General features: G+C 68.7%; 9 protein-coding genes. 8 read left to right on the top strand and 1 reads right to left on the bottom strand.

Going from position 1 to position 13,452, the window contains the following annotated elements:
* Nucleotides 1-42 precede the first annotated feature (42 nt).
* A complete protein-coding gene (locus GEMRO_RS0114065; protein ID WP_276202831.1) occupies nucleotides 43-612 on the top strand; it encodes a response regulator in 570 nt (189 codons plus the stop codon).
* Between the two features lie 200 nt (nucleotides 613-812).
* Here the strand turns inward: GEMRO_RS0114065 and GEMRO_RS29650 are convergent, their stop codons facing one another.
* Nucleotides 813-1,454, bottom strand: a complete 642-nt coding sequence (locus GEMRO_RS29650; RefSeq protein WP_035485329.1) for a ribbon-helix-helix domain-containing protein — start codon at nucleotides 1,452-1,454, stop codon at nucleotides 813-815.
* 170 nt (nucleotides 1,455-1,624) lie between these two features.
* Here GEMRO_RS29650 and GEMRO_RS35660 point away from each other — a divergent pair, with 170 nt between their 5' ends.
* The 7 genes from GEMRO_RS35660 (at nucleotide 1,625) to lpdA (ending at nucleotide 13,426) form a co-directional block, all read left to right on the top strand.
* Entirely contained in the window at nucleotides 1,625-4,309 is a 2,685-nt protein-coding gene (locus GEMRO_RS35660; protein WP_157505590.1) for a type I secretion C-terminal target domain-containing protein, read from the top strand.
* Between the two features lie 189 nt (nucleotides 4,310-4,498).
* Nucleotides 4,499-5,443, top strand: coding sequence for a malate dehydrogenase (gene mdh / locus GEMRO_RS0114050; RefSeq protein ID WP_027134504.1), 945 nt, complete (start codon nucleotides 4,499-4,501; stop codon nucleotides 5,441-5,443).
* Nucleotides 5,444-5,453: 10 nt separating this feature from the next.
* Entirely contained in the window at nucleotides 5,454-6,623 is a 1,170-nt protein-coding gene (gene sucC, locus GEMRO_RS0114045; RefSeq protein WP_027134503.1) for an ADP-forming succinate--CoA ligase subunit beta, read from the top strand.
* The gene (gene sucD, locus GEMRO_RS0114040; RefSeq protein WP_027134502.1) at nucleotides 6,623-7,504 is read left to right on the top strand and encodes a succinate--CoA ligase subunit alpha; all 882 of its coding nucleotides are present in this window, start codon (nucleotides 6,623-6,625) and stop codon (nucleotides 7,502-7,504) included. The genes sucC and sucD overlap by 1 nt, the downstream gene beginning before the upstream one ends.
* An 88-nt stretch (nucleotides 7,505-7,592) precedes the next feature.
* Entirely contained in the window at nucleotides 7,593-10,445 is a 2,853-nt protein-coding gene (locus GEMRO_RS0114035; protein WP_027134501.1) for a 2-oxoglutarate dehydrogenase E1 component, read from the top strand.
* A 105-nt stretch (nucleotides 10,446-10,550) separates the two neighbouring features.
* On the top strand, nucleotides 10,551-11,819 hold the full coding sequence (odhB, locus tag GEMRO_RS0114030) for a 2-oxoglutarate dehydrogenase complex dihydrolipoyllysine-residue succinyltransferase (RefSeq protein ID WP_027134500.1): 1,269 nt from the start codon (nucleotides 10,551-10,553) through the stop codon (nucleotides 11,817-11,819).
* Between the two features lie 197 nt (nucleotides 11,820-12,016).
* Nucleotides 12,017-13,426, top strand: a complete 1,410-nt coding sequence (gene lpdA, locus GEMRO_RS0114025) for a dihydrolipoyl dehydrogenase (RefSeq protein WP_027134499.1) — start codon at nucleotides 12,017-12,019, stop codon at nucleotides 13,424-13,426.
* Nucleotides 13,427-13,452: the final 26 nt, after the last annotated feature.

The following is a 13,452-nucleotide window of genomic DNA, read 5'->3' as shown; positions in this document are numbered from 1 at the left end:
GCGCGAGGCGGAGGACGGATTCGACGGGAGGAGGTCGTGATAATGCCCGGCGACATGAGCGAACGGATCCGCAGCGAGAACGATCCGCGGCATCTTCTGCTGGTCGAGGACGACGCGCCGCTTCGCCGCAACCTGATCCGCGCCTTCGAGAAGGCCGGCTTTGCGGTCACCGCGGTCGGCACCCTGCGCGAAGCCCACGAGCAGGCGGCGGACAGCCCGCCGGAATACGCCGTGCTCGACCTCAACCTGAGCGACGGCCATGGCATGGAGCTGGTCCATACCCTCCTGGACCTGCGCTCGGGCACCCGGATCGTGATCATGACCGGCTATGACAGCATCGCGAGCTCGCTGGTCGCGCTGAAGGCCGGGGCGGTCGACTATCTGGCCAAGCCGGCCAATGCCGACCAGATCGTGGCGGCCCTGCTGGGCGGCGAATCGTCCCGGAGCGGCAACGAGATCGAGATCCCGATGTCGGCGGACCGGATCCGCTGGGAGCACATCCAGCGCGTGTTCGAGCAGTGCAACCGCAACGTCTCGGAAACCGCGCGCCGGCTGGAGATGCACCGGCGGACCCTGCAGCGGATCCTGAGCAAGCGCGCGCCCAAGAGCTGACCGCCTCCCCGCCCGCCGTCCCCGGCAGACCGGGCACCCTGTTCCGTGCCTCGCTCATAAGTTGAAATGCTGCCCGTTTTCGTGGGATGAGCCGCTCCGGCTGGACCATGCCGGCCCCGGGTTCCGCGATTGGCCAGCAGATGCGCCTTTTTGGCAACAGCGGCTGCCCGTCCATGTCCATCGGCCTCGGGCCGGCGCCCTCAGTTTCGCCCCGACAGGGTCTCGAACAGCACGATCGAGCCGCGCGGCTGGCCCTCCCCCAGGGGCGAGAGCGCCACCGCCAGGGCCTGGGCGGTCCGCACCCGGCCGGGGCTGACATAGGTCGCGCTGAAGCTGCCGCGCTGCATGTGCCCGCTGGAAAGATGAACCCACATGTCCTTCAGGTTGGGCGCGCGCAGGATCATGACATTGTCCAGTCGCTGGCCGATCGTCGCCTTTGGGTCCAGGTTGAGCCAGGTCACCAGAGCCCGGTTCACCTGCCGGATCTGCCGCTCGGGATTGAGGATCACGATCGGCAGCGGGCAGGTCTCCATGACCTTGAGCAGGTCCTGATTGTTGCCGGCCACCATCAGGCGGTCGAGTTCCTGGTGCAGGGCCCGGGTGCGCAGCTGGGCGTGCACCAGGGAGAAGGTGCGCAGGGTGGAAGCCAGGTTGGTGCGGTCGGGCGCCGCGTTGGCGACCTCGTTCACCAGGGCGGACAGCCGCATCCGCCGCTGCTCGGACACCTCCTTCAGGTAGGTCCAGAAATCGGGTTCCAGCTTGATCGAGGTGCGCACCGTGCCGATGCGCATGGTCTTGCGGATCATCGCAGCCTGGGCGGGGGCGACGGACGGGTCAGACATACCATGATACTCGCAAAGTTATCTAATTGCGGTTGAGAGCAATATAACGGGCAGATAGGTTTCGATCTGGTTAAGCGCCGCGAGGAAAGTTGGATGCAGCGCCTTGCAAAAGGCCCGCAATCCGGCTTCGCGATCAAGATGGCACGGCGCAGCGATGTGGGGGTTCCCTGGTGGCAGACTTGGAAGGCGACGCGAGCGGCCGCAGAGCACCGGATCAGGCCGATCTCTGGACCGGCGCCGAGGGGCAGACCGAGCTGGTAGGTCAGGCGGCCCCCGACCGGCCGGGCACACCGGCCGCCGCCGATCCTGCCGGGCAGGCCGATCTGTCCGCCGAGCCGTCCGCCCCGGCGACCACCGAGGCGGTCGAGCAGCTGGCCACCCCGGATGCGCTTCCAGACACCAAGCCCCTTGATTCCGGACCCCTCGATTCCGGGTCCGCCGATCCTGGACCGGCCGCCAGCGATGCCGAGCGCATCGCCAACACCGCCGCCGCCAGCGTCGGCGGCGAGGTGATCCGGCTGGAGGCCCCGCCACCCGGCGAGCGCGCGACCATCCTGGTCCAGGCCGGCGGCAGGTATGCCTTGCCCGGCGACGCCTTCGATCCGCAGACCGCCACCTACGCCCCGGATGGCGAGGACCTGGTGATCACGCTGGCCGACGGCGGGGTGCTGGTCCTGGTGGACTTCTTCGCGCCGCGCCCGGCCGGCGAGGCGGCTCCCGCCCTGTCCGTCCTGTCCGGCCCGTTCGTGGCGGCCGACACGCTGCTGGCGAGCGCCGAGCGGCTGGCCAACGTGGAGCCCGCGGCCGGCGGCGATACGTCCGGAGGCGGCGAGCCGGGTGGTCCCGCCGACGCGGGCGGCAGCATCTATACCTTCTATGGCCCAAAGGGGATCGGCCCGGGCGCCGACGCCACCGGCCCGCTCGGGCCGACCGCGCTCAATTACGGCTTCCGGGAGATCGATCCTCAGGGCGCGCTGCGATCGGTGGCGGACGGCGATGCGCCGCCGGTTTCCCCGCCGCCGCCCTCGCCGCCTCCTCCGCCGCCGCTTCCGCCGCCGCCCCTGCCGCCGCCGCCCCCCCTGCCGCCGCCTCCGCCGCCGCCCCTGCCTCCTCCTCCGCCGCCACCGCCGCCGCCGCCGCCCGAGGAGAACCAGGCGCCGACGCTGTCGGTGCGGCCGCTGATCATCGGCAAGGTCGCGGAGCTGTCGGACGGGTTCAAGCTGGCGACCGGCCAGGCCCTCGACCAGTTCCGGGAAGGCCAGCCCTACGACATCGACCGGTTCTTCGGCATCGACCCGGACAACCTGAAGCTCGACGTCGACCGCGAGGTCACGATCGTGTTCAAGGACGAGGCGGCCCAGTTCCAGAACACGCTGGGCGTCTACTTCATCGATGCGTCCGGCCAGTTCACCAACGTGCAGGTCGCGTTCCCGCAGGTGAACAGCGACGTGTTCGACCCGGACCTGCCCAAGCTCCAGGACGGCAAGGGACCGCTCACGCCCGGCCAGTCCAGCTACGAGTTGGGCACCGTGCCGGCCGGGACCCAGCTGGGCTTCTTCCTGGTGCAGAAGGGCTTCACCCTCAATCCAGGCCTGTTCGAGGACGGCCGGCTGGAGTTCCGCAACCCGCAGACCGGGCAGCCGGCCAAGATCAGCGACGGCCAGCCGCCGGTCCTGGTGCATGTCGCGGCCGACGGCACCCAGACGATCGTGCAGGGCCTGGTGTTCCACAGCGCCGACGCCGATCCGACCACCCCGGAGAACCTGCTCAACCCGTTCGGCCGCACCCAGGTCATCTCCGGCCTGTTCGGCAGCGAGGGCGAGTTCACCTTCGGCTTCGAGGACCAGAGCCCGGCCAACAAGGGCGCCGACTTCGACTTCAACGACAACATCTTCCAGGTCCGCTTCGGGCCGACCTATCGCGAGCAGGCCTCCGGCACCAATGTCGGGACCGAGGCCAGCATCGCGGACGACAGCGCCCGCGCCAGCGCCGCCACGGTTCGCCTGGTGGCCGGCCAGCAGGCCGGCGACCGGATCGGCATCCTGGAGAGCGCTGATGCGAACCAGGACGGCGTGATCGACGGCACCTCGATCGGCTACACGGTCAACAGCACCGGCATGATCAGCTTCACCGGGCTGGACAGCTTCGGGAACTACCAGACCGCCCTGCACGCGGTCCGCTACGTCAACGACACCGGCTCGATCCGCCCAGGCACGCGGGACTTCTCCTTCACCGTCACCGACGAGGAGGGCCTGACCAGCAAGCCCGCGGTGATGCAGGTCCGCCTGGAGGACAGCCTGCTGCGCGGCACCACCGGCAACGACATCCTGCAGGGCACCGCGCAGGACGACCTGATCAGCGGCCGCGCCGGCAACGACGAGATCCGCGGCGGCGGCGGCAACGACGTCATGGACGGCGGCGAAAGCAACGACCTCCTGGTCGGTGGCGACGGCGACGACCTGCTCAATGGCGGGCCGGGCCAGGACACGCTGTTCGGCGGCAGGGGGGCCGACCTGTTCCGCATGGGCACCGTCAGCGAGCGGCTCGACGTCATCCACGACTTCAATGTCGAGCAGGGCGACAAGCTGCTGCTGGCCGACCTCCTGCAGGGTGCCGGCTTCAACCCGCTGCAGGCCGACAAGTGGCTGCAGTTCCAGGCTGCCGACCTGGACGGCAACGGCGGCCGCAACGACGTGATCGTCAGCGTCGATCTGGACGGCGCCGGCGGCGGGCGCCAGTCCACCGCGATCTTCCACATGTACAATCCCGTCGGCGTCGTCGACCAGATCGATGCCGGGACCCTGGACATCGACAAGATCGTGATCGCCCGGAGGATCGACCCGTCCGGCGCCTGATTCGCCCTCCCCTCCCTCGACCGGCACCCGGCGGCCCTGCGCCGGGTGCCGCCGGTCGGCATGCCGCCGCCCGCGTCATTCTTGTTGCGCTGCCATGCGCGGTGCGGATTGCCGCATCCGGCGCAGGGGCCTAGAACGGCGCCGGCTTCCGGCCGTCGACCGCAATGCAACGAGGGGAAGAGTTCCGGCATGGCGCGAAAGAAGATCGCACTCATCGGTGCGGGACAGATCGGTGGGACTCTCGCCCTTCTGGCCGCGCAGAAAGAACTGGGCGACGTCGTCCTGTTCGACATCGCCGAGGGCGTGCCGGCCGGCAAGGCCCTGGATCTGGCGCAGGCTGGACCGGTCGAAGGCTACAACGCCGCCTTGTCCGGCAGCAACGACTACGCCGCGATCGCCGGCGCCGACGTGGTGATCGTCACCGCCGGCATCCCGCGCAAGCCCGGCATGAGCCGCGACGACCTGATCGCCATCAATGCCGGGGTGATCAAGCAGGTCGGCGAGGCGATCAAGACCCACTGCCCCGACGCCTTCGTGATCGTCATCACCAACCCGCTCGATGCGATGGTCTGGGTGATGCAGAAGGTGTCCGGCCTGTCGCCGCAGAAGGTGGTGGGCATGGCCGGCATCCTGGACAGCGCCCGGTTCCGCTACTTCCTGGCCGAGGAGTTCAACGTCTCGGTCGAGGACGTCTCCGCCTTCGTGCTGGGCGGCCATGGCGACAGCATGGTGCCGCTGGTCCGCTACTCCACGGTCGCCGGCATTCCCCTGCCGGACCTGGTGAAGCTCGGCTGGACCACCCAGGAGAAGCTCGACCAGATCGTCCAGCGCACCCGCGACGGCGGTGCCGAGGTCGTGGCGCTGCTCAAGACTGGCTCGGCCTTCTATGCCCCGGCCGCCTCGGCGATCCAGATGGCCGAGAGCTATCTGAAGGACCAGCGCCGGCTGCTGCCCTGCGCGGCGCATCTGTCCGGCGAGTACGGCGTGGACGGGCTCTATGTCGGCGTGCCGGTGATCATCGGCGCGGGCGGCGTCGAGAAGGTGGTCGAGATCCAGCTCGATGCCGACGAGAAGGCCCAGTTCGACAAGAGCGTCGACTCGGTCAAGAAGCTCTGCGACGCCGTCAAGCTCTGAGGGGCGCCCCATGAACATCCATGAATATCAGGCCAAGCAGCTCCTCGCCGAGTACGGCGTGGCGGTGCTCAGCGGCAAGGTCGCCTACACCGCCACCGAGGCGGAGAGCGCCGCGCGCGCCCTGGGCGGCCCGATCTGGGTCGTCAAGGCGCAGATCCATGCCGGCGGCCGCGGCAAGGGTGGCGGCGTCAAGCTCGCCAAGTCGATCGACGAGGTGAAGCAGATCGCCAAGGACATGCTCGGCATGACCCTGGTGACCCACCAGACCGGCCCGGCCGGCCGGCTGGTCAAGCGCGTCTATGTCGAGGACGGCTGCAAGATCGCCCGCGAGCTCTACCTGAGCGCGGTGGTCGACCGGGCCACCTCCCGGGTCGTGATCATGGCGTCCACCGAGGGCGGCGTGGAGATCGAGGAGGTCGCCGAGCACTCGCCGGAAAAGATCCTCAAGGTCGCGATCGACCCGGCCGCCGGCTTCCAGCCGTTCCACGGCCGGCAGATCGCGTTCGGCCTGGGCCTGAAGGGCAAGGAAGTCTCCAAGGCGGTCGCGTTCATGCGCGGCATCTACGACTGCATGGTCGAGAAGGACGCCAGCCAGGTCGAGATCAACCCGCTGGTGGTGACCGAGGCCGGCGACCTGGTGGCCCTCGACGCCAAGATGAACTTCGACAGCAACGCGCTCTACCGCCAGGCCAAGGTCCTGGAGCTGCGCGACCTGGACGAGGAGGATCCGCACGAGATCGAGGCGTCCAAGCACGAGCTGAACTACATCAAGCTCGACGGCAACATCGCCTGCATGGTCAACGGCGCCGGCCTGGCCATGGCGACCATGGACATCATCAAGCTGTTCGGCGGCGAGCCGGCCAACTTCCTGGACGTGGGCGGCGGCGCCACCAAGGAGCGGGTCACCGCGGCCTTCAAGCTGCTGCTGTCCGACCCGAACGTCGAGGGCGTGCTGGTCAACATCTTCGGCGGGATCATGCGCTGCGACGTGATCGCCGAGGGCGTGGTGGCCGCCGCGCGCGAGGTCAATCTCACCGTTCCCCTGGTGGTTCGCCTCGAGGGAACCAATGTAGAGCTCGGCAAGAAGATCCTCGCCGAATCCGGTCTGCCGATCACGCCCGCCGACGACCTGGCGGACGCTGCGAAGAAGATCGTCGAAGCCGTGCGGAGCACCCACTGATGTCGGTCCTGGTTCATTCCAACACCAAGGTGATCTGTCAGGGCTTCACCGGCGCGCAGGGGACCTTCCACTCCGAGCAGGCGATCGCCTACGGCACCCAGATGGTCGGCGGCGTGACTCCCGGCAAGGGCGGCGAGACCCATCTGGGCCTGCCGGTGTTCGACACGGTCCGTCAGGCCCGCGAGGCGACCGGCTGCGACGCCTCGGTGATCTACGTGCCGGCCCCGTTCGCCGCCGATGCGATCCTGGAGGCCATCGACGCCGAAGTGCCGCTGGTGGTCTGCATCACCGAGGGCATCCCGGTGATGGACATGGTCAAGGTCAAGCGGGCCTTGGTCGGCTCCAGCTCGCGCCTGATCGGCCCGAACTGCCCGGGCGTGATCACCCCTGGCCAGTGCAAGATCGGCATCATGCCGGGCCACATCCACATGCCCGGCAAGATCGGCATCGTGTCCCGCTCGGGCACCCTCACCTATGAGGCGGTCGCCCAGACCACTGCCGCCAATCTTGGCCAGACCTCCTGCGTCGGCATCGGCGGCGACCCGGTCAAGGGCACCGAGTTCATCGACGTCCTGGAGATGTTCATCCAGGACGACGCCACCGAGGGCGTGATCATGATCGGCGAGATCGGCGGGTCGGCCGAGGAGGAAGCCGCCGAGTACTGGCAGCAGTCCGGCTGCAAGAAGCCGATCGTCGGCTTCATCGCCGGGCGCACCGCACCTCCGGGCCGGCGCATGGGCCATGCCGGCGCGATCATCTCCGGCGGCAAGGGCGACGCCGAGAGCAAGATCGCGGCGATGCGTGCCGCGGGCATCACGATCGCGGATCATCCGGCAGCGCTCGGTCAGGCAATGCTCGCCGCGATGGGCGGCGGCGCGTAAACGCCTTGTCAACGTCTGGAATGTAGGAAAGTGAAACGGGGCAGGAAGCGGACCGGCCGCTTCCTGTGGGGTTTCCAGGGAACGCGAGATGGCGAAGCGTCAGGAACTAGAGCAGACCTCGTTCCTGTATGGCGGTAACGGGTCGTTCATCGAGGAGCTGTACGGGCGGTATCTCGCCGATCCGACCTCCATCGATGCCTCCTGGCGGTCCTATTTCGAGGACCTGGGCGCGGAGACGAGCGCGCTCTACCGGCAGGCCAAGGCGGCGCTGGAGCCCCGCCAGGCCCGGCCGCGCGCCTATGGCGTTCCGGCCAACCTGGACCTCCCCTCGCTTGGGGACGACGCCACCCGGACGCTGATCCGCGACCACCTGCGGGTGATCATGCTGATCCGCGCCTACCGGGTGCGCGGCCACCTGCAGGCCGAGCTCGATCCGCTGGGCCTGAGCCGGCGTGCCCAGCACGCCGAGCTCGACCCCAAGACCTACGGCTTCACCGAGGCCGATCTGGACCGCACCTTCTTCCTGGACATGGTGCTGGGCCGCGAGCAGGCGACCCTGCGCGAGATCCTGGAGATCCTGAACCGGACCTATGCCGGCAAGATCGGCATTGAGTTCCTCCACATCCAGGATCCCGAGCAGAAGGCCTGGATCCAGGCGCGCATCGAGGCGCCGGGCGGCATCCTGGACACCCCGCCGGTCGACAAGCGCGAACTCCTGGAGCAGCTCACCGTCGCCGAGGGCTTCGAGCAGTTCCTCCACGTCAAGTTCCCCGGCACCAAGCGCTTCGGCCTGGACGGCAGCGAATCGGCGGTGCCGGCGCTGGAGGCGATCATCCGCACCTCGGTCGAGCTGGGCGTGCAGGAGATCGTGCTGGGCATGCCGCATCGCGGCCGCCTGAACGTGCTCGCCAACGTGATGGGCAAGCCCTACACGGCGATCTTCTCCGAGTTCCAGGGCCAGCCCGCCATCGACGAGGTGCTGGGCTCGGGCGACGTGAAGTACCACCTGGGCACCTCCACCGATCGCCTGTTCGAGGACGGCAGGTCCGTCCACCTGTCGCTCACCCCCAACCCGTCGCACCTGGAAGCGGTCGACCCGGTGGTGATCGGCAAGGTCCGCGCCAAGCAGCGCCTCCTGGGCGACGCCGACCGCTCCAAGGTCATGGGTATCCTGATGCACGGCGACGCCGCGTTCGCCGGCCAGGGCGTGGTCCATGAATGCCTGGAGATGTCCGAGCTGAAGGGCTTTCGGACCGGCGGCACCATCCACCTGATCATCAACAACCAGATCGGCTTCACCACCAGCCCGGCCTACGCCCGCACCTCGCCCTATCCCTCGGACGTGGCGCGCGGCATCCAGGCGCCGATCTTCCACGTGAACGGCGACGATCCGGTCGCGGTCTGCCAGGTGTCGCGCCTGGCCGCCGAGTTCCGGCAGAAGTTCAAGAAGGACGTGGTGATCGACATGTGGTGCTACCGGCGCCACGGTCACAACGAGGGCGACGAGCCGGCCTTCACCCAGCCGCTGATGTACCGCAGCATCGCCCAGCACCCGACCACCCGGCAGCTGTTCGCCCGCCGCCTGGAAGAGGAGAAGATCGTCGACGCCGCCGAGGCGCAGGCGATCCTGGAGACCTTCCAGAAGCAGCTGGACGGCGCGCACGAGGCCGGGCGGACCTACAAGTCCAACAAGGCCGACTGGCTGGAAGGGGCGTGGAAGGGCCTGCGCAAGGCGCCCGAGGCCTATGAGCGCGGCAAGACCGGCGTCTCCACCGACCGCCTGCGCGAACTCGGCCTCAAGTTCACCGACCTGCCCGAAAGCCTGAACATCCATCCGCGCCTCAAGCGCGTGATCGGGGCCAGGCGCAAGGCGATCGAGACCAGCTCGGGCATCGACTGGGCCACCGCCGAGCATCTGGCGTTCGCGTCGCTGCTGGTGGAGGGCTTCCCGGTCCGCCTGTCCGGGCAGGATGTCGGCCGCGGCACCTTCAGCCAGCGCCATGCCACGATCTACGACCAGACCACCGAGGACCGCTACGTCCCCCTGGACAACCTGTCCCCGGACCAGGCGCCGTTCGAGGTGGTCGACAGCTTCCTGTCGGAAGAGGGCGTGCTCGGCTTCGAGTACGGCTACTCCCTGTCCGATCCGGACTGCCTGACCCTGTGGGAGGCCCAGTTCGGCGACTTTGCCAACGGCGCCCAGGTCTATTTCGACCAGTTCATCGCCTCGGCCGAAAGCAAGTGGCTGCGGATGTCGGGCCTGGTCGTGATGCTGCCGCACGGCATGGAGGGCCAGGGGCCCGAGCACAGCTCGGCCCGCATCGAGCGCTTCCTGCAGCTGTTCGCCGAGGACAACATCCAGATCGTCAACGTGACGACCCCGGCCAACCATTTCCACGTGCTGCGCCGCCAGCTCTGCCGCGACTTCCGCAAGCCCCTGATCCTGATGGATCCGAAGTCCCTGCTCCGCCACAAGCGCTGCGTCAGCACGCTGGAGGACATGGGCCAGGACACCACCTTCCACCGGGTCATGTACGACCGCCCGCCCTCGCCGGCCGACGATCTGGTCGAGCGGGTGATCCTGTGCTCGGGCAAGGTGTTCTACGACCTGGAAGCGCAGCGCGAGGAGCTCGGCCTCACCGACAAGATCGCGCTGGTCCGCCTGGAGCAGCTGGCGCCCTTCCCCGAGGACGCGGTGCTGCGCGAGATGCAGCGCTACCCGACCTCGGCCAAGTTCGTCTGGTGCCAGGAGGAATCGCGCAACATGGGCGCCTGGTTCTTCGTGATGCCGCGCATCGAGAACCTGATGGAGAGCCTGGGCGTGCCGCAGCGGCGCCTCGCCTATGCCGGGCGCAAGCCGTCGGCTTCGCCGGCCACGGGCTCCCTGTCGCAGCACGAGCGCGAGCAGAAGGCCCTGGTCTCCGAGGCGCTGCTTGGCTGATCGGGTTTTGCCAGGGCGGCACCCGGCGGGTCGCTATGGGTTGGTGAAGGGTGCGCGGCGGTCGGCAGGGCGCGCCCTTGGATGTTGGGGACGGAAGGAAGTGCGATGAGCGTCGAGATCCGGGTGCCGAAGCTCGGCGAATCGGTAAGTGAGGCCACGATCGCGAAGTGGCTGAAGAAGGTGGGCGACAGCGTGGCGGTCGACGAGCCGCTGGTGGAGCTGGAGACCGACAAGGTCAACCTCGAGGTCCCCTCCCCGGTGGCGGGCGTGCTGGCCGAGATCGTCGCCGAGGAAGGCACCGATGTCGCCGTTGATTCGATGCTGGGCTCGATCACCGAAGGCGGTGCCGGTGCGGCGCCCGCGACCGACGGCAAGGCGGCGGCTCCGGTGATCGAGGCCAAGGAGCCGGCCGCGCCGCAGGGTGCCGCCGCCGCCATGGCCAAGCCGGCGACCCCGGAGCGGAGCCCGGCGGCTGCCGCCGCGGGCAGCGGCGCCGATCAGGCCGGCCCGGCCGCGCGCAAGCTCGCCGGCGAGGCCGGCATCGACCTGGCCTCGGTGCCGCCCTCCGGTCCCAAGGGCAACGTGACCAAGGGCGACGTCCAGGCGGCGGCCGCGGCACCCAAGCCCTCTGCCCCGGCGGCGGCCCCGGCCGCGGCTGCGGGATCGCGCTCCGGCCGCGAGGAGCGGGTCCGGATGACCCGCCTGCGCAAGCGGATCGCCGAGCGCCTGAAGGAGGCGCAGAACACCGCCGCCATGCTCACGACCTTCAACGAGGTCGACATGGGCGCGGTCATGGCGCTGCGCAGCCAGTACCAGGACGTGTTCCAGAAAAAGCACGGCATCAAGCTCGGCTTCATGTCGTTCTTCGTGAAGGCGGTGATCGACGCGCTCAAGGTGTATCCGGCGGTCAATGCCGAGATCGACGGCGACGACGTCGTCTACAAGCACTACTACGACATCGGTGTGGCGGTCTCCACCGAGCAGGGCCTGGTCGTGCCGGTGCTGCGCGACGCCGACACCGCGTCGCTGGCCGGGATCGAGAAGAACATCGCCGACCTCGGCAAGCGCGCCCGCGACGGCAAGCTTGGCATGGAGGACCTGACCGGCGGCACCTTCACCATCACCAATGGCGGCACGTTCGGCTCGCTGATGAGCACGCCGATCATCAACCCGCCGCAGGTGGGCATCCTTGGCATGCACAAGATCCAGCAGCGGCCGATGGTGATGGCCGGCGGCAAGATCGAGGCGCGGCCGATGATGTACATCGCGCTCAGCTACGACCACCGGATCATCGACGGCAAGGAAGCGGTCAGCTTCCTGGTGCGGGTCAAGGAGACCATCGAGGATCCGCAGCGCCTCCTGATCGAGGCGTGATGTGCTGGCCGTCCGCCCCGTCCCGGCGGACGGCCGCACCGCCACATGGCTCCGCCGCCGGCTGCCGCCGGCCGGAGCCTGCGCTCCATGCATGGCTGCAGCCCGGCTGTCCGGACATCCGCCCCGAGGCTGAGCCCCCCATCTAACGATCAGTGCATATCAGGCCGGCCTTTCGGGCGGGCTGCGGGAGAAACAGGATGAGCGAGCCGTACGACGTCGTGGTGGTGGGCGGTGGCCCCGGCGGCTATGTCGGCGCCATCAAGGCCGCCCAGCTCGGCATGAAGGTCGCCTGCGTGGAAAAGCGCGGCCGCCTGGGCGGCACCTGCCTGAACGTCGGCTGCATCCCGTCCAAGGCCCTCCTGCACACCTCGCACCTCTACGAGGAGGCCCAGACCCATTTCGAGAAGATCGGCATCCGCGCCAAGGGCGGGGTCGAGCTCGACCTGGGCGCCATGCTCGACAACAAGGACGACGTCGTCGAGGCCCTGACCAAGGGCATCGAGGGACTCTTCAAGAAGTACAAGGTCGACTACATCAAGGGTGCCGCCACCCTGACCGGCAGCAACGCGATGGACGTGGCGCTGCTGGACGGCGGCAGCCAGCAGGTCGGCGCCAAGAACATCATCCTGGCCACCGGTTCCGACGTGATGCCCCTGCCGGGCGTGGAGCTCGTGGAAGGCCGGGTGGTGGATTCCACCGGGGCGCTCGACCTGGACGAGGTGCCCAAGCACCTGATCGTCATCGGCGGCGGCTATATCGGCCTGGAGCTGGGCACCGTCTGGCGCCGGCTCGGCGCCAAGGTGACGGTCGTGGAGTATCTGGACCGGATCACCCCCGGCATGGACGGCGAGGTCTCCAAGACCTTCCAGCGCATCCTCGCCAAGCAGGGCGTCGCCTTCAAGCTCGGCACCAAGGTGACCGGCGTGGACAGCTCCGGCGAGCTGCTCAAGGTCCATGTCGAGCCGGCCAAGGGCGGCGAGCCGGAAGTGATCGAGGGCGACGTGGTGCTGGTCTCGATCGGCCGGCGTCCCTACACGGAGGGGCTGGGCCTGGAGGCCGCGGGCGTGGCGCTGGACGAGCGCCAGCGGATCTCCACCCATGACGACTTCAGCACCAACGTGCCCGGCATCTACGCCATCGGCGACGCCATCAAGGGCCCGATGCTGGCGCACAAGGCCGAGGAGGAGGGCGTGGCGGTCGCCGAGATCCTCGCCGGGCAGAAGCCGCACATCGACTACAACCTGATCCCGGGCGTGGTGTACACCGATCCCGAGGTGGCGGCGCTGGGCCAGACCGAGGAGCAGCTCAAGGCGGCCGGGGTGGAGTACAAGACCGGCAAGTTCTCGATGATGGCCAACTCGCGTGCCCGTGCGGTCGGCCGGACCGACGGCTTCGTGAAGCTGCTCACCGAGGCCGGGACCGACAAGATCCTGGGCTGCCACATCATCGCCGCCGATGCCGGCACCATGATCAACGAGGTCACGGTCGCCATGGAGTTCGGCGCCAGCGCCGAGGACCTTGCCCGTACCAGCCACCCGCACCCGACCCTGGAAGAAGCGATCAAGGAAGCGGCCCTCGCCAGCTTCGCCAAACCCATTCATATGTAGCCGCGACCGCGTGGCCCGGCCTTCCA

The organism is Geminicoccus roseus DSM 18922 (genome assembly GCF_000427665.1).
Classification (GTDB): Bacteria; Pseudomonadota; Alphaproteobacteria; order Geminicoccales; family Geminicoccaceae; genus Geminicoccus; species Geminicoccus roseus.
Note: the sequence above shows the minus strand (reverse complement) of the source record. Positions and strands in the feature narration are given on the sequence as shown.

Coding starts and splice junctions, on each gene's coding strand:
- GEMRO_RS0114065 (WP_276202831.1), top strand. CDS start 43: ATGCCCGGCGACATGAGCGAACGGATCCGCAGCGAGAACGATCCGCGG.
- GEMRO_RS29650 (WP_035485329.1), bottom strand. CDS start 1,454: ATGTCTGACCCGTCCGTCGCCCCCGCCCAGGCTGCGATGATCCGCAAG.
- mdh (WP_027134504.1), top strand. CDS start 4,499: ATGGCGCGAAAGAAGATCGCACTCATCGGTGCGGGACAGATCGGTGGG.
- sucC (WP_027134503.1), top strand. CDS start 5,454: ATGAACATCCATGAATATCAGGCCAAGCAGCTCCTCGCCGAGTACGGC.
- sucD (WP_027134502.1), top strand. CDS start 6,623: ATGTCGGTCCTGGTTCATTCCAACACCAAGGTGATCTGTCAGGGCTTC.
- GEMRO_RS0114035 (WP_027134501.1), top strand. CDS start 7,593: ATGGCGAAGCGTCAGGAACTAGAGCAGACCTCGTTCCTGTATGGCGGT.
- odhB (WP_027134500.1), top strand. CDS start 10,551: ATGAGCGTCGAGATCCGGGTGCCGAAGCTCGGCGAATCGGTAAGTGAG.
- lpdA (WP_027134499.1), top strand. CDS start 12,017: ATGAGCGAGCCGTACGACGTCGTGGTGGTGGGCGGTGGCCCCGGCGGC.